The 21,924-nt window shown below is 67.3% G+C and carries 19 protein-coding genes, 1 pseudogene and 1 riboswitch; of the genes and pseudogenes, 14 read left to right on the top strand and 6 right to left on the bottom strand.

Annotated elements, in window-relative coordinates:
- Positions 1–3: 3 nt before the first annotated feature.
- A complete protein-coding gene (thiC, locus tag AC23D4_RS09835; RefSeq protein ID WP_472888424.1) occupies positions 4–1,914 on the bottom strand; it encodes a phosphomethylpyrimidine synthase ThiC in 1,911 nt (636 codons plus the stop codon).
- A gap of 118 nt (positions 1,915–2,032) precedes the next feature.
- Positions 2,033–2,145, bottom strand: a riboswitch (TPP riboswitch).
- Between the two features lie 165 nt (positions 2,146–2,310).
- Here thiC and AC23D4_RS09830 point away from each other — a divergent pair.
- From AC23D4_RS09830 to AC23D4_RS09820, 3 genes are all read left to right on the top strand, one after another.
- Positions 2,311–3,171, top strand: coding sequence for a DUF6920 family protein (locus tag AC23D4_RS09830; protein WP_472888423.1), 861 nt, complete (start codon positions 2,311–2,313; stop codon positions 3,169–3,171).
- A 67-nt stretch (positions 3,172–3,238) separates the two neighbouring features.
- Positions 3,239–3,646 (top strand): DUF302 domain-containing protein, encoded by a 408-nt coding sequence (locus AC23D4_RS09825; protein WP_472888422.1) that lies wholly within the window; start codon positions 3,239–3,241, stop codon positions 3,644–3,646.
- A 77-nt stretch (positions 3,647–3,723) separates the two neighbouring features.
- A complete protein-coding gene (locus tag AC23D4_RS09820; protein ID WP_472888421.1) occupies positions 3,724–5,277 on the top strand; it encodes a L,D-transpeptidase family protein in 1,554 nt (517 codons plus the stop codon).
- A gap of 44 nt (positions 5,278–5,321) precedes the next feature.
- On the opposite strand, the gene AC23D4_RS09815 is transcribed toward AC23D4_RS09820, so the two are convergent.
- Entirely contained in the window at positions 5,322–5,621 is a 300-nt protein-coding gene (locus AC23D4_RS09815; protein WP_472888420.1) for a hypothetical protein, read from the bottom strand.
- Positions 5,622–5,774: 153 nt separating this feature from the next.
- Between AC23D4_RS09815 and AC23D4_RS09810 the strand changes: the two genes are divergently transcribed.
- The 3 genes from AC23D4_RS09810 to AC23D4_RS09800 all read left to right on the top strand — a co-directional run bounded on the left by AC23D4_RS09810 (position 5,775) and on the right by AC23D4_RS09800 (position 8,531).
- Positions 5,775–7,046 (top strand): amidohydrolase family protein, encoded by a 1,272-nt coding sequence (locus AC23D4_RS09810; RefSeq protein WP_472888419.1) that lies wholly within the window; start codon positions 5,775–5,777, stop codon positions 7,044–7,046.
- A gap of 129 nt (positions 7,047–7,175) precedes the next feature.
- On the top strand, positions 7,176–7,394 hold the full coding sequence (locus AC23D4_RS09805) for an HP1242/YdcH family protein (protein ID WP_472888418.1): 219 nt from the start codon (positions 7,176–7,178) through the stop codon (positions 7,392–7,394).
- Positions 7,395–7,433: 39 nt separating this feature from the next.
- Positions 7,434–8,531: an NAD(P)-dependent alcohol dehydrogenase gene (locus AC23D4_RS09800; RefSeq protein WP_472888417.1), complete on the top strand. Its 1,098-nt coding sequence runs from the start codon at positions 7,434–7,436 to the stop codon at positions 8,529–8,531.
- Between the two features lie 56 nt (positions 8,532–8,587).
- On the opposite strand, the gene AC23D4_RS09795 is transcribed toward AC23D4_RS09800, so the two are convergent.
- Complete coding sequence (locus tag AC23D4_RS09795) at positions 8,588–9,532, bottom strand: ketopantoate reductase family protein (protein WP_472888416.1); 945 nt, start codon at positions 9,530–9,532, stop codon at positions 8,588–8,590.
- Between the two features lie 43 nt (positions 9,533–9,575).
- Positions 9,576–10,313: a TetR/AcrR family transcriptional regulator gene (locus tag AC23D4_RS09790; protein WP_472888415.1), complete on the bottom strand. Its 738-nt coding sequence runs from the start codon at positions 10,311–10,313 to the stop codon at positions 9,576–9,578.
- 80 nt (positions 10,314–10,393) lie between these two features.
- Between AC23D4_RS09790 and AC23D4_RS09785 the strand changes: the two genes are divergently transcribed.
- The 3 genes and pseudogenes from AC23D4_RS09785 (at position 10,394) to AC23D4_RS09775 (ending at position 12,133) form a co-directional block, all read left to right on the top strand.
- Positions 10,394–11,686, top strand: coding sequence for an aspartate aminotransferase family protein (locus AC23D4_RS09785; RefSeq protein WP_472888414.1), 1,293 nt, complete (start codon positions 10,394–10,396; stop codon positions 11,684–11,686).
- 15 nt (positions 11,687–11,701) lie between these two features.
- Positions 11,702–11,815, top strand: a pseudogene (locus AC23D4_RS09780) (enoyl-CoA hydratase/isomerase family protein); the annotation flags it as partial.
- 24 nt (positions 11,816–11,839) lie between these two features.
- Complete coding sequence (locus tag AC23D4_RS09775; protein WP_487623728.1) at positions 11,840–12,133, top strand: enoyl-CoA hydratase/isomerase family protein; 294 nt, start codon at positions 11,840–11,842, stop codon at positions 12,131–12,133.
- 18 nt (positions 12,134–12,151) lie between these two features.
- Here the strand turns inward: AC23D4_RS09775 and xdhB are convergent, their stop codons facing one another.
- Together xdhB and xdhA are read right to left on the bottom strand one after the other, a co-directional pair.
- Entirely contained in the window at positions 12,152–14,554 is a 2,403-nt protein-coding gene (gene xdhB / locus AC23D4_RS09770; RefSeq protein ID WP_472888413.1) for a xanthine dehydrogenase molybdopterin binding subunit, read from the bottom strand.
- Positions 14,551–16,074 (bottom strand): xanthine dehydrogenase small subunit, encoded by a 1,524-nt coding sequence (gene xdhA / locus AC23D4_RS09765; protein ID WP_472888412.1) that lies wholly within the window; start codon positions 16,072–16,074, stop codon positions 14,551–14,553. The genes xdhB and xdhA overlap by 4 nt, the downstream gene beginning before the upstream one ends.
- Before the next feature lie 94 nt (positions 16,075–16,168).
- On the opposite strand from xdhA, the gene AC23D4_RS09760 reads away from it, so the two are divergent.
- The 5 genes from AC23D4_RS09760 to AC23D4_RS09740 all read left to right on the top strand — a co-directional run bounded on the left by AC23D4_RS09760 (position 16,169) and on the right by AC23D4_RS09740 (position 21,856).
- Positions 16,169–17,140 (top strand): LysR family transcriptional regulator, encoded by a 972-nt coding sequence (locus AC23D4_RS09760; protein ID WP_472888411.1) that lies wholly within the window; start codon positions 16,169–16,171, stop codon positions 17,138–17,140.
- Positions 17,137–18,687, top strand: coding sequence for an ABC transporter ATP-binding protein (locus AC23D4_RS09755; RefSeq protein ID WP_472888410.1), 1,551 nt, complete (start codon positions 17,137–17,139; stop codon positions 18,685–18,687). Before AC23D4_RS09760 ends, AC23D4_RS09755 begins: the two co-directional genes overlap by 4 nt.
- Entirely contained in the window at positions 18,674–19,729 is a 1,056-nt protein-coding gene (locus AC23D4_RS09750) for an ABC transporter permease (protein ID WP_472888409.1), read from the top strand. Before AC23D4_RS09755 ends, AC23D4_RS09750 begins: the two co-directional genes overlap by 14 nt.
- Entirely contained in the window at positions 19,729–20,649 is a 921-nt protein-coding gene (locus tag AC23D4_RS09745; protein ID WP_472888408.1) for an ABC transporter permease, read from the top strand. Before AC23D4_RS09750 ends, AC23D4_RS09745 begins: the two co-directional genes overlap by 1 nt.
- Before the next feature lie 61 nt (positions 20,650–20,710).
- On the top strand, positions 20,711–21,856 hold the full coding sequence (locus AC23D4_RS09740) for a BMP family ABC transporter substrate-binding protein (RefSeq protein ID WP_472888407.1): 1,146 nt from the start codon (positions 20,711–20,713) through the stop codon (positions 21,854–21,856).
- Positions 21,857–21,924: the final 68 nt, after the last annotated feature.

Here is a 21,924-nt window from a genome sequence, read left to right as displayed (position 1 = left end):
GGTTCAGACCTTGGTCGAGATGGATGACACCGGCACGTAGAACTCGCCGCCCACCGCCTTGAACTCCGCGCTCTTCTGCGCCATGCCTTCGGCCAGTGCCGCTTCTTCGCTCACACCTTTGGCGGCGGCGTAGTCGCGCACGTCCTGCGTGATCTTCATGCTGCAGAACTTCGGCCCGCACATGGAGCAGAAGTGCGCCTCCTTCGACGAGTCCTTGGGCAGGGTTTCGTCGTGGTAGTCCTCGGCGGTCTGCGGGTCCAGGCCGAGCGCGAACTGGTCGCGCCAGCGGAATTCGAAGCGCGCCTTGCTCATGGCGTCGTCGCGCGCGCGGGCGCCCGGGTGGCCCTTGGCGATGTCGGCCGCGTGGGCGGCGATCTTGTAGGCAATGATCCCTTGCTTCACGTCGTCGCGGTCGGGCAGGCCCAGGTGTTCCTTGGGCGTCACGTAGCAGAGCATGGAGGTGCCCATCCAGCCGATCATGGCAGCGCCCACGGCGCTGGCGATGTGGTCGTAGCCGGGTGCGATGTCGATGGTCAGCGGACCGAGGGTGTAGAACGGCGCTTCGTGGCAGTGCTTCAGCTGCTCGTCCATGTTGGCCTGGATCAGGTGCATGGGCACGTGGCCGGGGCCTTCGATCATGGTCTGCACGTCGTGCTTCCAGGCCACCTGGGTCAGCTCGCCCAGCGTCTTGAGTTCGGCGAATTGCGCTTCGTCGTTGGCGTCCGACGCGCTGCCCGGGCGCAGGCCGTCGCCGAGCGAGAAGCTCACGTCGTAGGCCTTCATGATTTCGCAGATCTCGTCGAAGTGCGTGTAGAGGAAGTTCTCTTTGTGGTGGGTGATGCACCACTTGGCCAGGATCGAGCCGCCGCGCGAGACGATGCCGGTGCGGCGCTGTGCCGTGAGGTGGATGTAGGCCAGGCGCACGCCGGCGTGGATGGTGAAGTAGTCCACGCCCTGTTCGGCCTGCTCGATCAGCGTGTCGCGGTAGATCGCCCAGGTCAGGTCTTCGGCCACGCCGCCCACTTTTTCCAGTGCCTGGTAGATCGGCACCGTGCCGATGGGCACCGGGCTGTTGCGCACGATCCAGTCGCGCGTGGTGTGGATGTTCTTGCCGGTGGACAGGTCCATCACGTTGTCGGCGCCCCAGCGGATCGCCCACACCAGCTTGTCCACTTCTTCCTCGATGCTGGAGGTGACGGCCGAGTTGCCGATGTTGGCGTTGATCTTCACGCCGAAATTGCGCCCGATGGCCATGGGCTCGACCTCGGGGTGGTTGATGTTGGCCGGGATGATGGCGCGGCCGCGCGCCACTTCGTCGCGCACGAATTCGGGCGTGAACAGCTCGGGGATGCGCGCGCCCATGGGGTTGCCGCGCAGGCGCGCTTCACGCGCCGGGTCGCCCAGGTACTCGCGCATCCACTCGCGCTTGCCGTTTTCGCGCAGGGCCACGTACTCCATCTCGGGCGTGACGATGCCTTTGCGCGCGTAGTGCATCTGCGTCACGTTCTGCCCGCTCTTTGCACGGCGCGGCGTGCGCTGCAGGCCGGCGGCCTCGGCGCGCAGGGCCTCGATGCGTTCGATGGTGGTGCCGTTGTTCTGCGCCTCGTTCTTGATGCCGTCGTCCAACGCGGCGCGCTGGCGGCCGGTGTAGGTTTCGGTGTCGCCACGCGCCGCGATCCAGGCGCCGCGCACGTCGGCCAGGCCGGTGCGCACGTCGATGGCGGCGGTCGGGTCGCTGTAGGGGCCGGAGGTGTCGTACACCGTGACCTGCTCACCATTGCTCAGCAGGATCTCCCGCATGGGCACCTGGATGCTGGCCTGCGAGCCGGGCACGTAGATCTTGCGCGAAGCGGGGAAGGGCTCGCGGCTGAGTGCGAACTGGTCGGCGAAGGGAATCTTGTCGGGGGCGTTCATGGCGGCGGTCTCCTGTTGGGGCTGTAAATGCTCCGGAGACCGCCCGTCAAAACATGCACCCGGGCCCACCGCTGGTGTGGACGGACCCGTTGCACGAGGAACGGGTCGGGGATGCAGGCCCTGGGGGCTGCGCTCTTCTTTCGCTGGTACTAGCCAGATCAAGTTCACGGGTTCGGTTTTTCAACCATCTCAGCGCTGGACCTTTCGGTCTGTGCACCCCGGAGCAGGGCGGAGTGTATCCCGGTTTTTTGAATGCGCTGAGCACCGACCCCACGGGGCGCTTGCCTATTGCGTTGCGCCCCGTGTCCGCCACCGCACCAATCATGCTGCCGCGTTTTGTTACGCTGCTTGATCGTGTTCCGCCGCCAACCCAAGCCATCGAGACCCTCCACGCCCATGACCTGGCTCACCTGGCTGTTCCTCATCGTCGCGGCGCTCGCGCTGATTTTCGTGGGCCTCACCGCCGTCGGCGGCATGCGCTGGACCGGGGCGACGCAGGCGATCCTGGCGCGTCTAGAGGCGAAACGCCTGCCCGCCGCACCCGCACGATACGACCCGCGCGAAATCGAAGGCCTGCCCGCGCCCGTGCAGCGCTATTTCAGCACCGTGCTCACGCCGGGTCAGGCCATCGTCACCGCGGCCACGCTGGAGCACACCGGCCGCTTCAACCTGTCGGCCACCGGAGAACAGTGGAAGCCGTTCACCTCGCGCCAGCGGGTGGTCGTGCAACGCCCGGGTTTTCTGTGGGACGCGCGCATCGCCCTGGCGCCCGGCGTGTCGGTGCGTGTGCACGACAGCTATGCGGACGGCGAAGGCCTGCTGCACGCTGCCGTTTTTGGTCTCTTCAGCGTGGCCGACCTGCGGGGCGGTGGCGAACTGGCGCGCGGCGAGCTGATGCGCTTCTTTGCCGAAGCCGCCTGGTACCCCACCGCCTTGTTGCCCAGCCAGGGCGTGCGCTGGACCGCGGTGGACAGGCACTCCGCCAAGGCCACGCTGACGGATGGCGCGCTCTCGATCACCCTGCTGTTCCGCTTCGATGCATCGGGCCTGATGACGTCCATGCGCGCCGAAGCGCGCGGCCGTATAGTCGGCAATGAGGTCAGTTCGGCTCCGTGGGAGGGCACCTGGGCCAACCACCAGCGCGTGGATGGCATGACCGTGCCCCTGTCCGGCGAAGTGGCTTGGCTGCTGCCCGAAGGCCGCAAGACCTACTGGCGTGGCACAGTCACCTCTCTCAACCACGAATGGTCGCCCTGAACCGGTCGCCGCCCAGCGAACCGCCACACTGTCACCCCGCCCCTCCCACCACCGCAAGGACATCACCATGTACGGATTCACCACCACCATCCAGGGCACCTCGTTCGATGAAGCGCTCGCCCACACCATCCAGGCCCTCAAGGAAGAGGGCTTCGGTGTGCTGAGCGACATCGACGTGCAGGCGGCCATGAAAGACAAGCTCGGCGTGGACATGCCGCGCTACCGCATCCTCGGCGCCTGCAACCCGCCGCTGGCGCACCAGGCCTTGCAGGCGGAGCCCGACATCGGGCTGCTGTTGCCCTGCAATGTGATCGTGCGCGAAGTGTCGAGCCACGAGATCGTGGTGGGCTTCCTGGACCCGCAGGTCATGGTGGGACTGGTCGGTGGCGCCGGGGTGAAAGCGGTGGCCGACGAGGCCGAGCAGCGCCTGCGCCGGGTCTGCACCAACCTTGGCGGACACACCGTCTCCGAGTGATGGAGGGCAGCACCTCGTGCTCATGCTCTTGAGCGGTGTCTGCCCGACGCTCGACGCCTGCCGGGGCGCTTGACCGCATGCCCACGGTGTATCGCGCCTTGCGCGGCCTGGTTTTGGCGCTGGGCCTGGCCGCGGGTGGCGCCTGGGCGTCCGAGGTTTCGTTGTGGTTCGCATCGGGCCGGCCCGGCCCCCAGGCCTGGCAGGCTCTGGACCTGCTGGCCGAAGCGCCCGGCCATGGACTGATCGCCGAAGACTACGAGATCGACACGCTGGCCCGGCAGGTGGGCGAGGCGCATCGAGGGCCGCCACCGGATGACGCTGCCCAGGAGCGGCTGGCACAAACCCTCAGCGCGACCCTGCAGCGCTACCTGACCGACCTGCACCAGGGCCGGCTGGACCCGCGGCACATTGACCACCATTTCAAGTCGTCGGTGCGCGCGGACTTTGATTCGGTTGCGCGGCTGCGCGACGGCCTGCAAGCCGGGCGGCTGGCCGAACTGGTGCGCGAGGCCGCGCCGCAGTTGCCGCAATACGAAGCATTGCGCGAGGTCCTGGCCCGGATGCGAGCGCTGGTGGACCACCCCGCCTGGCAACAGGAACTGCCTGCGTTGCCGCGCCCGGCCCACCCCCAGCCGGGCCGGACCGGCAAGCTGGCGCCAGGCCAGTCCTGGGCCGGCCTGGCCCTGCTGGCCGAACGGCTGCGGCTGCTGGGTGACCTGACGGCTGACGAGCCGCTCCCGGCGGTCTACGAGGGCGTCTGGGTGGAGGCGGTCCAGCGCTTCCAGGAACGCCATGGGCTGGACGTGGACGGTGTGGTCGGCAAGGACACCTGGGCCGCGCTGCAGGTGACACCGGACCAGCGGGCGCAGCAGATCGCCCTCAATCTGGAACGTCTGCGCTGGACGCCGCTGACCGAAGCCCCGCGCATGATCGTGGTCAACATACCGGAGTTCGTACTGCGCGCCTACGAAGTCCGCGAGGGTCGCATCGTTGTCCAGCAGTCCATGAAAATCATCGTCGGCAAGGCCATGGACACGCGCACGCCTGTGTTCTCCGAAGACATGCGCACCATCGAGTTCAGCCCTTTCTGGAACATTCCCCCGTCGATCGCGCGCACCGAAACCGTCCCCAGGCTCCAGCGCGACCCCGCTTACCTGGCGCGTGAGGACATGGAGTTTGTCCTGGCAGACGGCAGCACCGGCACCGAGGTCACCCCGGAAGTGTTGGCCGATGTGCTGGCGGGTCGTGCCCGCATCCGCCAGCGTCCCGGGCTGAAGAATGCACTCGGCGCGGTCAAGTTCTCCTTTCCGAACCGCGACCACATCTACCTGCACCACACGCCCGCGGCGCAGCTTTTTGGGCGCGGGCGCCGCGACTTCAGCCACGGCTGTGTGCGCGTCGAGCATCCGGTGGAGCTGGCCCTGTTCGTGTTGAAGGACATGCCCCAATGGAGCGAGCATCGCGTGCGCGAAGCCATGGCCTCGGGGCAGTTGCAGGCCGTCCGGCTCAGCACGCCGGTGCCGGTTCTGATCGCCTATGGGACGGCGCTGGTGAAACGGGGTCGCCCTTACTTCTACCCCGATATCTACGGTCATGACGGGGAGCTGGCCGAAGCCTTGCGCCAGCGATAGACCGCGGTCAGCGGCTGTGCCGGGCTCGGTGAAGGACCAGCCGGTCAGATCGGGTCGGCGAGCAGCTTGGACAAGGCGGCGATGTTGGCCGCGCTGGGCACTTGCGGTTTCATTTCGTCTTCCTCGGCGGTGGCGTTTTCGTGTGCCTGGATCGCGTTGACCAGGGCGTACTGGTTTTCCCACGAGAGGGTCTTGCCTTCCGGGCACATGTCGCGCAAAGTGCCAAACCAGTAGTAGCCGTCCTTGCCGCCGAACAGCGTGTCGATGGCGCCGGCGTCGCCGGTCTTGATGCCTTGGGCCGCGAGGATGAGCTTGAGTTTGTGGTGGGAGACGGAATAGTGCATGAGTGCTTCGAGGTTGTTTGGCCAGGTCAGGGCGGCCCGCCATTGTGCGGGTCACCAGGGGCGAGGATTTTACTGAAGGCGCCGCCGACCGGCGCGCTGCGCTGCAGCGTATCCTCGGGCGCTGTTGAAACCCTGCCGCCGAGGTGAACACCGATGCTCGATCTGCTGATCACCCACGCCAACCTGCCCGACGGCCGCACCAACATGTCGGTTGCCGTGCGGGACGGCCGCATCGTTGAAGTGGCCGAGGGACTGCAGGCGCTGGCGCATCAAACGCTGGACGCGGCCGGCCAGCTGCTCTCGCCGCCGTTCTGCGATCCGCACTTCCACATGGATGCGACGCTCAGCTACGGCCTGCCGCGGATCAACCAGAGCGGCACGTTGCTCGAAGGCATCGCGCTGTGGGGCGAGCTCAAGCCACAGCTCACCGAAGAAGCCCTGGTGGAGCGCGCGCTGACTTATGGGGACTGGGCGGTGGCCAAAGGTCTGCTGGCCATCCGCAGCCACGTGGACACCAGCGACCCCAGCCTGCTGCCGGTGCGCGCGATGCTGGAGGTGAAGCGGCGCATGGCGCCTTACCTGGACGTGCAGCTGGTGGCCTTTCCGCAGGACGGCGTGTTGCGCTCTCCGGGCGGGCTCGACAACCTCAAACGCGCGCTCGACCTGGGCGTGGACGTGGTGGGCGGCATCCCGCACTTCGAGCGCACCATGAGCGAAGGTGCGGCCAGCGTGAAGCTGCTGTGCGAACTCGCTGCCGAGCGTGGCCTGCCGGTGGACATGCACTGCGACGAAAGCGACGACCCACTTTCGCGTCACATCGAAACGCTGGCGTTCGAGACCCAGCGCCTGGGCCTGCAGGGCCGTGTCAACGGCTCGCACCTCACCTCCATGCACAGCATGGACAACTACTACGTGAGCAAACTGATCCCGCTGATCGCCGAAGCCGGCGTGAGCGCGGTGGCGAATCCACTGATCAACATCACCCTGCAGGGCCGGCACGACAGCTACCCAAAACGCCGCGGCATGACGCGCGTGCCCGAGCTCATGGCGGCTGGCGTGACGGTGGCCTTTGGCCACGACTGCGTGATGGACCCCTGGTATTCGCTGGGCAGCGGCGACATGCTGGAAGTGGCCCACATGGGCCTGCACGTGGCGCAGATGACCAGCCAGGCCGGCATGCGCCAGTGCTTTGAAGCCGTGACCACGAACGCCGCCAAGGTGATGGGGCTGGCCGGTTATGGCATCGAAACCGGGAACGACGCGAGCTTCGTGCTGCTGCAGGCACGCGACCCGATCGAGGCGATCCGCCTGCGCGCCACGCGGTTGAAGGTGTGGCGCAAAGGGCAACTGCTGTCGGACATGGCGCCCGCGATGGCGCATCTGACCCTGCCGGGGCGGCCCGGTTCAACGGCGTTCACCCGATAGCACCCACCGTGCTCTGGGCGCTGGCGCACAGATGACCGGGCGCATATCGCCCAAGCTACCCGATCCCGCCCAGCCTGGGCGCGGCGCGATCCTGCGCCTCCCGGCAGCGCTTCACGAAGGACCCCTCCGATGTTTCCAGAGTACCGAGACCTCATCACGAGCCTCAAAACCACCGACCTCCACTTCACGCGGCTGTTCGACCAGCACAATGAACTCGATCAGAAGATCCAGAACATGGAAAACGGCATTCAGATGGCCACCCCCGCAGAGATCGACACGCTCAAACGCGAAAAGCTGCAGCTCAAGGATGAGCTGTACGCTGTGCTCCAGAAGGCCAGTGGTGACTGACACCACCGAGCCGGATTTTCAACCGTTACAGGAGTGCCCATGGCCACCATGATGAAAGCAGCCGTCTTTGTCGAGAAGAACCGCATCGAGGTGGTGGACAAACCCATCCCCGATGTCGGTCCCAACGACGCCCTGATCCGCATCACGACCACCACCATCTGTGGCACCGACGTGCACATCCTCAAAGGGGAGTACCCGGTCGCCAAAGGCCTGACCATCGGCCACGAGCCGGTGGGCGTGATCGAAAAACTGGGCAGCGCCGTGATGGGCTACACCGAAGGCCAGCGTGTCATCGCCAGCGCCATCTGCCCCAACTTCAACTCCTACGCGGCGCAGGATGGCGCGCCGTCGCAAGACGGCAGCTACCTGATTCCCCAGGGCCTGTGTGGCTGCCATGGCTTCAAGGCCACAGCGGGCTGGCGCTTCGGCAACCTGATCGACGGCACCCAGGCCGAGTACGTGCTGGTGCCCGATGCGCAGGCCAACCTCGCGCCCATCCCCGACGGCCTGACCGATGAACAGGTGCTGATGTGCCCCGACATCATGTCCACCGGCTTCAAGGGTGCGGAGAACGCCCGCATCCGCATCGGCGACACCGTGGTGGTGTTTGCGCAAGGCCCCATCGGCCTGTGTGCCACGGCGGGCGCGCGCCTGCTGGGCGCGTCCACCATCATCGCGGTGGACGGCAACGATCACCGCCTGGACATCGCGAAGAAGCTGGGGGCCGATCTCACGCTGAACTTCAAGAATTGCGATGTGGTTGACGAAATCATGAAGATCACCGGTGGGCGCGGCGTGGATGCGTCCATCGAGGCGCTGGGTACCCAGTCCACGTTTGAGTCGGCCCTGCGCGTGCTCAAACCCGGTGGCACCTTGTCCAGCCTGGGTGTGTATTCGAGTGACCTCACCATTCCTCTGGGCGCCTTCGCCGCCGGACTGGGCGACCACCGCATCGTCACCGCGCTGTGCCCGGGTGGCAAGGAGCGCATGCGCCGGCTGATGAATGTCGTGGCCTCGGGTCGCATCGATCTGGGCCTGATGGTGACGCACCAGTTCAAGCTGGAGGACATCGTGGCCGCCTACGAGCTGTTTTCGAACCAGCGCGATGGGGTGTTGAAGGTGGCGATCAAGCCATGAAGTTCCGGAGGCGGCGCAACGCCATCTGCCCCGCGTCGCTGACAGCCACAGGCTCGTCAGAGTGACCGGGTGAATGGTTGCGCCGCAGCCGGGGTTTCGACCAGCTTCGTCAGCGTCCACAGCACCCGGTTCGCGGGCACGGGCACGTCCAGCGCTTCGCCGCGCCGCACCACGTAGCCGTTGAGGTGGTCGATCTCGCTCGGCTTGCCGCGCATCAGGTCCTGCGCCGTCGAGGAGTATTGGGAAGGCATGGTCTCGGCGATGCGGCGCACGGCGGTGTCCACGTCGTCGGGCAGGGTGACGCCGTCGGCCGCGGCCACCGCGCGGCATTCGGCCACCACGTCGCGCATCACGCCCTGCACGCCGGGGCGCTGCACCAGTTCGCCATACGGCAGGCGCGCGACGGCCGAGAGGGCGTTGTAGGCGCAGTTGAGGATGAGCTTGGCCCAGAGCGCGCCGCGCACGTTGTCGGAGATGGCGGTGGGTACGCCGGCCGCGGCCAGCGCCTGCGCCAGCTCGGCGCTGCGCGACGAAGGCTCGATCACGAGTTCGCCGCGTCCGTGGTGCCGCAGGTGGCCGGGTCCGGCCATCTCGGTGGCCACATAGACCACGGCGGCCGCAACCTCCTGACCGGGCAACACCCGCCGCAGCCGCTCGGCATTGTCCACGCCGTTCTGCAGGCACACCACCAGTGCGCCCGGTGCCAGTGATGCCCGGATCTGTTCGCCGGCGCTTTCGGTGTCGGGCGACTTCACGGCGAACAGCACCACATCGGCCCCGGCCACGGCGCAGGGTCCGGTGCTCGCGGACAGGGGCACGGTTTCGTCGAAGCTCAGCGTCTGCATGCGCAGACCGTTCGCGGTCACGGCCTGCACGTGCGCGGGCCGGCCGATCAGCGTGACCGCGTGGCCGGCGCGTGCCAGCATGCCGCCGTAGTAACAGCCGACGGCGCCTGCGCCCATGACGGCGATCTGGAGTCGGTGAGAGGTGTTCGCGTTCATGCGAATCATTCTAGGGGCGAGCCCACGGCCCCGGCTGCCACACTCAGGTGGTCTGCGCAGGACCCGGGGTCGAACGGGCCCGCATGGCCGCCAGCCCCAGGATCACCGTCTCGGTCCAGAACTCGAAGCTCTGCTCCAGCGGCTGATCGACGCCGCTGGATGCGCGCACCACGAAAGCGCCGCGCGTCAGATGGGGCATTTCGCGTGCCAGCGTGGGGCATTGCCGGGCGTCCACGTCCTGCATGCGCTGCCGGTGCGCCGCGGCCCAGCCCTCGGGGTCTTCTTCGGGCAGGGGCGCGAGTTCCAGTGTGACGAAGCCCACCATGCCCGCGACCAGCGTGTTGTAGGCGTGGCGCAGCCGGTCGCCGGAAAAGCCCGCGCGCTCCAGCAGCGCCAGCATGTGCTCGACGAGTTCGGACGGCATGCTTTCGTTGGAAACCAGCTGGGCACCGAGCACCGGGGCAATGGCGGGGTGCGCGCGCACCGCCTTGCGGTAGCGCCGGAACAGCCAGCGCACGCCCGTGGCCCAGTCGGCCGGCCGGCGCGCGGGCTTGAGGTCGCCCAGGGCCAGCGCCACGGCACCGGCAATCAGGGCGTTGCGACCCGGTACGTGCCAGTACAGGGCCGTGGGGTACACGCCCAGGTCACGCGCCAGATCACGAACACTGAAAGCCGCCACGCCTTTGCGGTCGATCAGCGCCAAAGCGGCGGCCAGCACGGCGTCGCGGGTGAGGCCGCCGCCGGGTTTCGGTGGAGCGGAAGCGGGCGGGACGGTGGTCATGGGGTGCGAGGATAACGGCGTTTGAAAACCTCACAACGCCTTGTACACTGTACAGGAAGCAATGGTGTGAAGGAGCGACCATGAACCTCATCGATACCCTCGAAGCCGCCCGCGCGCGCTACCGCGAACGCAACCCGGCCAGCGAGCGCCAGCTGGCCCAGGCGGCCACCGTCATGCCCGGGGGCAATACGCGCAGCGTGCTGTTTCACGCCCCCTTTCCACTGACCATGGTGCGGGGAGAGGGCGCCCGCCTGTGGGACGCCGACGGCCACCGCTACCTCGATGCCCTGGGCGAGTTCACCGCGGGGCTGTACGGCCACTCGAACGCCGCGATCCGGCAGGCCATCGTCGATGCGCTGGCCGATGGCTTGAGCCTGTCGTCCCACAACCGGCGCGAGTTGGCGCTGGCGGCCGAGATCCAGCGGCGTTTTCCGTCGATGGCCCTGATGCGTTTCACCAACTCGGGCACAGAGGCCAGCCTGCTGGCGCTGGCCGCAGCCAAGGCTTTCACCGCCCGGCCCAAGATCATGGTGTTCGACGGGGCGTACCACGGGGGGCTGCTGAGCTTCGGCCGGGGCGGCTCGCCGATCAACGTGCCCCACGAATACGTGGTGGCGCCCTACAACGATCTGGCCGCCGCGGAAGCGCTGGTGCGCGAGCACGGCCCGACGCTGGCGGCGATCATCGTCGAGCCCATGCTGGGCGCGGGCGGCTGCATTCCGGGTGAACCCGCGTTCCTGCACGGCCTGCGCGCGCTGGCCAGCGGCTGTGGCGCCCTGCTGGTGTTCGACGAGGTGCAGACCTCGCGCCTGTCCATCGGCGGGCGGCAGGCGCAACTGGGCATCACCCCCGACCTGACGGTGATCGGCAAGTACTTCGGCGGGGGCTTGTCCTTCGGCGCCTTTGGCGGGCGTGTGGACTGCATGGCGCAGTTCGACCCCCGCCGCGCGAACGCCCTGTCGCATGCGGGCACCTTCAACAACAACGTGCTGTCGATGGCCGCCGGTCTGGCCGGCCTGCAGCAGGTGCTGACGCCGGAGGCGCTCGCCGCGCTCAACCAGCGTGGCGACCGGCTGCGCGAGCGCCTGAACACCGTGCTGCAGACGCATGGCGTGGCGGCGCAGTTCACCGGCCTGGGCTCGGTCATGAACCTGCACGGCATGACCGGGCCGGTGCGCTGCGCGGCGGACCTGGCCCCGTCCAACACCTGGTTGAAGGAGCTGTTGTTCTTCGACCTGCTGGAGCGCGGGGTCTACATGGCGCAGCGGGGGCTGGTGACCCTGTCGCTGCCGTTCGACGACGCGGCCTGCGACGAGATGCTGGGCGCGTTCGAAGACGCGGTCCGGGCGCGTCGCGATGTGCTGCGGGGCTGAGGAGCGAGCACGACGCTGACTTCGGACCTGCGCGATGGCGTTCTGACACGGACGCTGAACCGTCCCGGCAAGCTCAATGCGATCAACAACGATCTCGCACTGCGCCTGCTCGATGCCTTGCGGTCGGCGGCTGCAGACCCGGGTGTCCGGGTGGTGCCACTGCGCGGCAAGGGGCGCGCTTTCTGCGCGCGTTTGCTGCTTTTTCTCTGCGAGGCGTTTGATGCCCAGCCGGCGCTGGAATGGGGGCTCGTCTACCGGGTGGTGAACGGTCCGGACCGGGAGGAGGCCTCCAGGCATGTCGCGACCGCACTGGCCGCGCTCGAGCCTGTGGTGGCCCGGGCATTCAGACGGGTCATGAACCAGATCGGCCTGCTGGCCTTTGATCGGGACATCGAGGCCGAAAACGGGGCGCAACGGCTGCTGGGATCAGAGCCCGGGCCAACCTGAGTTTTCCTGCGCAGGCCTTCAGGCGCCCAGCGCGCGCAACACCTCTTCGGCCGTGGCCGGTGCGTTCACCAGCAGGGGGTCACCGCCCGCCTGCGCCACCGCGTCCCGCAGCGCCTCGTACACGCTGATGGCCAGCATGAACGGGGGTTCGCCCACCGCCTTGCTGCCGTGCACGTTGTCCTCGCGGTTGGCTTCGGGCCAGAGCTCGACCTTGAAATGCGCGGGCACGTCGCCGGTGGCGGGGATCTTGTAGGTGCTGGGGGCGTGGGTCTGCAGATAGCCTTTGCCGTTCCACACCAGCTGTTCGGTGGTGAGCCAGCCCATGCCCTGGATGAAGCCGCCTTCGATCTGGCCGATGTCGATCGCCGGGTTGATGCTGTGGCCGACGTCGTGCAGGATGTCCACCTTCAGCACGCGGTACTCGCCGGTTAGCGTGTCGATGGCGACTTCGCTGACCGCCGCGCCGTAGGCGAAGTAATAGAACGGCCGGCCGGTGAGCGTGGTCTTGTCGTAGTGGATCTTGGGCGTGCGGTAGAAGCCGTCGCTCCAGAGCTGGATGCGGTTGGCGTAGGCCGCGCCCACCACGTCTTCCCAGCGACGAGTGCTCTTGTCGGTGATGACCTGGCCGCCTTCGAAGCGCACGGCACCCGCGCCGCAGCCGTCGAGACCGGCCACGAAAGCGGCGAGGTTGTCGCGCACATGGCGGGCGGCGAACTGCGCGGCGCGGCCGTTCAGGTCGGTGCCGCTGCTGGCCGCGGTGGCGCTGGCGTTGGGCACCTTGCTGGTGTCGCTCGCGGTGGCCAGCACGCGCTCGAACGGCACGCCGAGTTCGTCAGCCACGATTTGCGCCACCTTGGTGTTCAGGCCCTGGCCCATCTCGGTGCCGCCGTGGTTCACTTGAACACTGCCGTCGGTGTACACGTGCACCAGCGCGCCGGCCTGGTTGAACAGCGTGGCGGTGAAGCTGATGCCGAACTTGACCGGTGTGAGCGCGATGCCCTTCTTGATGACGGGGCTCTGCGCGTTCCAGGCTTCAATTTGTTCCCGGCGTTCGCGGTAGCCACTGGTGAGCACCAGGGTGTTGATCAGCGGGTCGAGGATGTTGTCTTCCACCTGCATCTGGTAGTGCGTGACGTTGCGCTCCGTGATGCCGTACAGGTTGCGCAGCCGCACGTCCAGCGGGTCCAGGCCCAGCGTTCGCGCGATGTCGCCCAGAATGCGCTCGATCACGATCACGCCCTGCGGGCCGCCGAAGCCGCGGAAGGCGGTGTGGCTCTGTGTGTTGGTCTTGCAGCGGTAGCTGGCCACGGCGACGTCTTCAAGGAAGTAGGCGTTGTCGGCGTGGAAGATGGCGCGGTCGGCCACCGGGCCGGAGAGGTCGGCGCTGAAACCGCAGTTGACCAGCATCTCCAGTTCCAGACCACACAGCAGGCCGCTGTCATCAAAGCCCACGCGGTAGTGGTAGGCGAAGGGGTGGCGCTTGCCGGTGATCATGAAGTCGTCGTCGCGGTCCAGCCGCAGCTTGACTGGGCACTTCAGCTGGTTCGCGGCGATGGCGGCCCACACGGCCAGGTGGCCAGCCTGCGTCTCCTTGCCACCGAAGCCGCCGCCCATGCGCCGGCATTCGACCGTGACGGCGTTGTTGGCGATGCCCAGCGCATGTGAGACCCAGTGCTGCACCTCGCCGGGGTGCTGCGTGCTGGTGTAGACCCACCACTGGTTCTGCTCCAGCGGCAGCACGTAGGCGATCTGGCCTTCGAGGTAGAAGTGTTCCTGACCACCGACTTCGAAGCGGCCTTCGAGCTGGTGCGGTGCGCGCTTCAGGGCGGCACCCGCATCGCCGCGTTTCACCTGCACCGGTGGCAGCACATAACTTTCCAGCGCATGGGCTTCGTGCACATTGAGCACGGCGGGCAGGGGTTCGATGTCCAGCTTCACGAGCCGCGCGGCGCGGCGCGCGGTCATCACGTCGTCGGCCACCACCAGCGCGATCACCTGGCCGGTGAACATCACCGTGTCGAGCGCGAACACCGGCTCGTCGTGCGCGAAGGCGGCGAGCGTGGTGTCGCCGGGGATGTCGCCGGCGTCGATCACCGCCCGCACGCCGGGCAGGGCCAGCGCGGCGGAGGCGTCGAGCTTGCGCAGGATGCCGTGGGCCACGGGCGAGCAGACCGGCGCCGCGTGCAGCGTGCCGCGCACCTCGGGGATGTCGTCGATGTAGGTCGCGGCGCCGGCCACCTGGGCGCGGGCGCTTTCGTGGAAACGGGATTGGCCGGCGGCGCGCAATGCCGTTCGCCCGGAGCCCGTCGAAGGGCTGGTGGGGGCTTCGACAGGCTCAGCCCGAACGGAAGGGGCTGCCGCATCCGCCCGGGAAGAGACCACCACCGGTGCATCGCTTGAATTTTTGTCGCGGGCGTTCATGCCGTGGCCTCCAGATCGGATGCGGTGAGGTTTTCCAGGTTGATGTGTTGCAGGCCCTGGCTTTCCAGCCAGAAGCGCCGCAGCAGGTTGCCCAGCACGGTCAGGCGGTAGGCGGCGCTGGCGCGCATGTCGCTGATGGGCTGGAACTCGGTGCGCAGCGCGGCGGCGGCGGCCATCACGGTGTCGGCGTTCCAGGGCTGGCCGAGCAGGGCAGCCTCGGTCCGGCGCGCGCGGGCCGGTGTCGCGGCCACGCCGCCCGCGCCGATGGAGACCTGTTGCACGGTGCTGTCTTTCAGGGTCATCTGGATCGCCAGGCAGACGGCGGAGATGTCGTCGTCGAAGCGTTTGCTGATCTTGTAGACCTTTTCCAGCCCATGCCCCGTGGGCCGCGGCACCTTGATCCAGCACAGCAGCTCGTCCGACCGCATCACATTTGTCCGGTAGCCGGTGTACAGGTCTTCCAGCCGCAGCTCGCGATGGGCGATCTCGCCACCGGCGGCGGTCTTCTTCCAGCGCATCAGCACCACGCTGGCGCCGAGTGCAATCAACAGCGGCATGGCGTCGCCGATGGGCGAGCCGTTGGCCACGTTGCCACCCAGCGTGCCCGAGTTGCGCACGGGCAGGCCAGCGAAGCGCTGACTGAAGGTCTTCAATTGCGGGCGCTCCTTCACCAGGGCTGCAAAGGCGTCGGTCAGCGAGACGGCGGCGCCGATGGCGATGTGGTGCGGGTAGGTTTCCACGCGCTGCAATTCGCGCGCCGCGGTCACGTCCAGCACGCGCTCGAAGCGCTGGTGCAGCTTGGTGACCCAGAGGCCCACGTCGGTGCACCCGGCCACGACCTGCGCCCTGGGGTGAGCAGAGCGGGCCTGCAGCAGAGCGGCCAGGGAGGTGGGGCGCAGGTAGCTTTCATCGCCGTTCTGTTTCGGCTTCAGCGCCTTGAGGGCGGCGACGGTGGCCGCTTCGTCCACGCCACAGCCGGCGGGCAGCGGCAAACTGCCCATTTTTTCAGCAGCGTCGAGGATGGGGCGGTAGCCGGTGCAGCGGCAGAGGTTGCCCGAGAGATCGACCTGGGCTTGTTCGCGGGAAATCGCCTGACCGTTCTGGTTGTTCTGGTACATGCCGAACAGGCTCATGACGAAGCCCGGCGTGCAGAAGCCGCACTGGCTGCCGTGGCACTGCACCAGGGCTTCCTGGCAGGGATGCAGGTCGGGGGATGCGCCCGCCTTGAGCGTGGGGGCAGACAGGTCCTCGGCCGTGAACACCGCCATGCCGTCCACCGAATGCGCCAGCCGGATGCAGCTGTTGATGGCCTGGTATTGCAGCTTCCCGTTGACGGCCTGCGCCAGCACCACGGTGCAGGCACCGCAGTCGCCTTCGCCGCAGCCCTCCTTGGTGGCGGTGAGTTGCAGGTCCTCGCGCAGCACCTCCAGCAGGGTGCGGTCGGGTGCTACATTGCCGAGCGCCACGGTCTGGCCGCGGCGCACGAATCTCAGGGTTTGTGCAGCGTTTTTTGAATTCATGCGCGCCAGCATAGCGCCCACCCCATGGCACAACATATGCTCAGGCATATGGGAAGAATGCCCAAACCACCATCCACACGCATAGCCTCAGGGTATGAAATACGTGTCCATGTTCGACAAGATTGACCTGCACCTGATCCGCGTGCTCTACACCGTGCTCACCGAGCGCAGCGTGTCGCGCGCGGCGTTGCGGCTGGGCATGTACCAGCCGGCGGTCAGCGCGTCGCTCAAGCGCCTGCGCGAACTCGCCGGTGACCCGCTTTTGGTGCGCTCCGGGTCCGGCATGGTGCCCACGGTGGCCGGGTTGCGCATGATCGAGCCAGCGGCCGACATCCTGCGCAGCGCCGAGGTGCTGTTTTCCGACGCCCGCAGTTTCGACCCCGCCACCGCCCACCACACCTTCAGCCTGGCCGCCAGCGACTACCTGGACCCGCTGTTCCTGCCCCAGCTGGTGGCCCAGATCAAGAGCCTGGCGCCGCAGTGCCCGATCGATATCCACCCGCTCTCGGCCGACTCCGACTACCGCCACCACCTCGCCCAGGGCGACTTCGACGTGGTGATCGGCAACTGGCCGCTGCCACCCGGCGACCTGCACCTGGGCCGGTTGTTTGGCGACGAAGTGGTGTGCCTGGTATCCAACCAGCACCCGGCGGTGCGCCGTGGCTGGGACGTGGAAGCCTGGCTCAGCGCCGAACACATCGCGCCCACGCCCACCCACCCCGGCGCGCGCGGCGTGATCGACGACCACCTGGCCGCCAAGGGCCTGGTGCGCAACATCACCGCGCGCTGCCCGCATTTCGGGCTCATTCCGGCCATGGTGGCGGGCAGCCTGCTGGTGCTGACCACCGGGCGCCAGTACTGCGAGCGTTTCACCGCCACCTTGCCGGTGCAGGTGCTGGCGTGTCCGGTGGAGTTCCCCCGCATGATGTATTACCAGCTCTGGCACGAACGCACCCACGCTTCCAGCGCCGGGCGCTGGCTGCGTGAGCAGATCAAGGGCGTGGCGGCTTCGCTGCGCCGCCCGGACGACGACGCGGCCCGAACACCCCAAGAGGAGAACCCGTGACCACGCCACGACTGCAACTCACCGGCATCACCAAACGCTACCCCGGCGTGGTGGCCAACAACGGCGTCTCGCTCAGCGTGGCGCCGGGCCAGATCCACGCCGTGCTGGGCGAAAACGGCGCCGGCAAGTCCACGCTGATGAAGATCATCTACGGCTCGGTCAAGCCCGATGAAGGCGCGGTCATGTTCAACGGCCAGCCGGTGCACGTGCGCAACCCGCAGGAAGCGCGTGCGCTGGGCATCAGCATGGTGTTCCAGCACTTCAGCCTGTTCGACACGCTGACCGTGGCCGAAAACGTCTGGCTCGGGCTGGACAAATCGCTCACGCTCGCCGAGGTCAGCGCCAGCATCGACGTCACCGCTTCCCAGTACGGCCTGGACATCGACCCCAAGCGCCCGGTGCACACGCTCAGCGTGGGCGAGATGCAGCGGGTGGAAATCATCCGCGCGCTGCTGACCAACCCGCAGCTGCTGATCCTGGACGAACCGACCTCGGTACTCACGCCGCAGGCGGTGGAAAAGCTCTTCGTCGTGCTCAACAAGCTGGCGGCCGAAGGCTGCAGCATCCTCTACATCAGCCACAAGCTGCATGAGATCCGCGAACTCTGCACCGCCTGCACCGTGCTGCGCGGTGGTCAGGTCACGGGTGTTTGCGACCCGCGCGAAGAAAGCAACGCCTCGCTCTCGCGCCTGATGATCGGCGCCGAACCGCCCGCACTGGAGGTGCGCGCGCTCAACGCTGGCGCTGCCGTGCTGGAGGTGCAGGGCCTGACGCTGGCCAGCGACGATCCCTTCGGGACCGATCTGGCCGATATCGCGCTCACCGTGCGCAGCGGCGAGGTGGTGGGCATCGCGGGCGTGTCGGGCAACGGCCAGAGCGAACTGCTGTTTGCGCTCTCGGGCGAAGACCGCCGCGCGCCGGCGGGCAGCATCCGGGTGACGGGCAAGGACGCTTCGCACCACGGGCCGGGCAAGCGCCGCGCCCTGGGCCTGCATTTTGTGCCCGAGGAACGCCTGGGCCGCGGCGCCGTGCCCACGCTCTCGCTGGCGCACAACCTGTTGTTGACGCGGAGCGACGCGCTGGGTGCGGGCGGCTGGCTCAAGCTGGGTGTGCTCAAGACCCAGGCGACCGACATCATCCAGCGCTACAACGTCAAGGCCAACGGGCCGGACGCGGCGGCCAAATCGCTCTCGGGCGGCAACCTGCAGAAATTCATCGTCGGCCGAGAGATCGAGGCCAAACCGAAGTTGCTCATCGTCAGCCAGCCCACCTGGGGCGTGGACGTGGGCGCCTCGGCGCAGATCCGCGGCGAGATCCTGGCGCTGCGCGATGCCGGTTGTGCGGTGCTGGTGGTGAGCGAAGAGCTGGACGAGCTGTTCGAGATCAGCGACCGCCTGCACGTGATCGCCAAGGGGCGGCTCTCGCCCAGCCTGGACCGGGCCGACGCCACCATCGAGCACATCGGCGAATGGATGTCGGGTCTGTGGGATGCCCAGGGCGCACCGGACAACAACAAGAATGAGGAGACCGCCCATGCTGCGGCTTGAAGTCCGTCCCCAGCCCTCTGCGCGCTGGGGCTACGCCTCGCCTTTGCTGGCCCTGGCCATCACGGTGGTGATCGGCGTGATCCTGTTTGCGGTGCTCGGCAAAGACCCGGTGCGCGGCCTGCAGGTGTTCTTCTGGGAGCCCATCAAGAACACCTATGCGTTGTCGGAGCTGATGGTCAAGGCCACACCCCTGCTGATCATCGCGCTCGGGCTGGCGGTGTGTTTCCGCTCCAACGTGTGGAACATCGGCGCCGAGGGCCAGTACCTGATTGGCGCCATCTTCGCCGCGGGTGTGGCGCTGACGGCCGACAAGACCACCGGGCCCTGGATCGTCCCGGCCATCATCGTCGCAGGCATCGTCGGCGGCATGGTCTGGGCGGGCATCGTGGCGTTGCTGCGCGACCGCTTCAATGCCAACGAAATCCTGGTCAGCCTGATGCTGGTCTATGTGGCGATCCAGGTGCTCAACTTCCTGGTCTACGGCCCCTGGAAAGACCCGCTGGGCTACAACTTTCCGCAGACCAAGACCTTCGAGTCGGTCACGCAGATCCCCAAGCTGATGCAGGGTTCGCGCGTCAACATCGGTCTGCTGCTGGCGCTGGCCGGGGTGGCCGCGGTCTGGGTCTTCCTGTTCCGCACCTACGCGGGCTACGGCCAGCTGGTGGGCGGTCTGGCCCCGGCCGCGGCGCGCTACGCCGGCTTCTCCTCGCGCAAGGCGCTGTGGATCGCGCTGCTCACCTCGGGCGGTGCGGCCGGCCTGGCCGGTGCGCTGGAGGTGGCGGGCCCGATCGGCCAGCTCACGCCCTACGTGCCGGCGGGCTACGGCTTCGCGGCCATCATCGTGGCGTTCGTGGGGCGGCTGCACCCGGTGGGCATCGTTTTTTCGGCCATCCTGATGAGCATGTTCTACATCGGCGGTGAGCTGGCGCAGTCGCGCCTGGGCCTGCCGAAATCGATCACCGGTGTGTTCCAGGGCTTGCTGCTGTTTGCGCTGCTGGCCTGTGACACGCTGATCGCTTATCGCATCAAGTGGAGTAAATGATGGAATCCATCGCTCTTCTCATTGGCGCATCGCTCAACGCGGGCACCGTGCTGGCCATCGCTTCGCTGGGCCTGCTGATCAACGAAAAGGCCGGTATCGTCAACCTCGGTGCCGAGGGCATGATGCTCTGTGCCGCGCTGGCCGGTTTCGCCACCGTGGTGCACACCGGCAGCACGCTGGCCGGCTTTGCCGCGGGCATGGCGGCGGGCGCGTTGCTGGCGGCGATCTTCGGCGGCCTGGTGATCTGGCTCAACACCAACCAGTACGCGACCGGCCTGGCGCTGTCGCTGTTCGGTGCGGGGTTCTCCGCCTTTGCGGGTAGCCGTTACGTGCAGGAGAAACTGCCCGAGCAGATGCAGTTCAACATTCCCGTGTTGAGCGACATCCCGCTGCTGGGCCCGGCGCTGTTCCGCCACCACCCCATGGTCTACGTCTGCATCGGCATCGTGTTCGGCCTGATCTGGTTCCTCTACCGCACACGCGCCGGACTGGTGCTGCGCAGCGTGGGCGAAAGCCCGGAGTCGGCCCACGCGCTGGGCTACCCGGTGCGCCACATCCGGCTGATGGCGGTGATGGCCGGGGGTGCGCTCTGCGGGCTGGCGGGCGCCTATGTGTCGACCATCTACACGCCGCTGTGGGTCGAGGGCATGATCGCCGGCAAGGGCTGGATCGCGCTGGCGCTCACCACCTTCGCCACCTGGCGCCCGGCACGGGTGTTGCTTGGTGCCTACCTGTTCGGTGGCGTGACCATGTTGCAGTTCCACCTGCAGGGTGTCGGTGTGAATGTGCCCAGCCAGTTCCTGACCATGATGCCCTACCTGGCCACCATCGTGGTGCTGGTGCTGATCTCGCGCAACCCGACCTGGATCCGCATCAACATGCCTTCGTCGATCGGGAAGCCTTTTTATCCCGGCGCATAATCTTTTTTCGGTTTTTGTCACTGTTTCCGTTACCACCAACTCTCCCAACAAAGAGGTTTCCATGACTGACCTGAGCAAACGTTCCCTGATGAAGCTCGCCGCGTTGACCGCGGTGGCCAGCGCTGCGCTGATCGGCTGCGGCAAGAAGGAAGAAGCCGCGCCTGCGCCGGCGCCCGCACCTGCCGTGGTCGAGGCGCCCAAGGCCGAGCCGCTGAAGATCGCGTTTGCCTACGTCGGCCCGGTGGGTGACGGTGGCTGGACCTTCGCGCACGACAACGGCCGCAAGGCCGTCGAGGCCGAGTTCGGCGACAAGGTGGTGACAAGCTTCGTGGAGAACGTGCCCGAGAGCGCTGACGCCGAGCGCGTGATCCGCGACCTGGCCAGCCAGGGCAACAAGCTGATCTTCGGCACCACCTTTGGCTACATGGAGCCCATGCTCAAGGTCGCGCCCGACTTCGCCGACGTGAAGTTCGAGCACGCCACCGGCTACAAGACGGCCGCCAACCTGCGCACCTACGACAGCCGCACCTACGAAGGCGCCTACATGGCCGGCGTGATCGCCGGTTCCATGACCAAGACCAACACGCTGGGCGTGGTGGCCTCGATCCCGATTCCCGAGGTGATCCGCAACATCAACAGCTTCACGCTGGGTGCGCAGTCGGTCAACCCCAAGGTCAGCACCAAGGTGGTCTGGATCAACAGCTGGTTTGATCCACCAAAGGAAACCGAAGCGGCCACCTCGCTGATCAACGGCGGCGCCGACGTGCTGATGCAGAACACCGACTCCTCGGCCGTGCTGCAGACCGCCGAGAAGATGGGCAAGCGTGCCTTCGGCTGGGATTCCGACATGACCGCCTACGGCCCCAAGGCCCACCTCGGTTCGGCCGTGATCAACTGGGCGCCGTACTACATCAAGTCCACCAAGGACGCGCTGGAAGGCACCTGGAGCACCGGCGGCGTGTGGTGGGGGCACAAGGAAGGCGCGATCGACATGGTGTCCATCGCCGAAGACGTGCCGGCCGAAGCCAAGGCCAGGATCGACGAAATCAAGGCCGGTCTGAAAGACGGCAGTTTCGCGATCTGGAAGGGTCCGCTCATGGACCAGGCGGGCAAGGAAGTGCTGGCCAAGGACGTGGTCGCTGACGACGCGTTCCTGGGCGGCGTGAAGTTCTATGTGAAGGGTGTGGAAGGCAAAGTGCCCAATTGATGCACCCCCCGCGCCGCTTCGCGTCACCCCCCGAGGGGGCGATGCGAGTGGCCCGGCGAAGCCGGTTC

The sequence above is a fragment of the Hydrogenophaga sp. L76 genome (assembly GCF_057654755.1).
The sequence above is the reverse complement of the archived record's forward strand: the minus strand, read 5'-3'. Positions and strand labels throughout refer to the sequence as shown.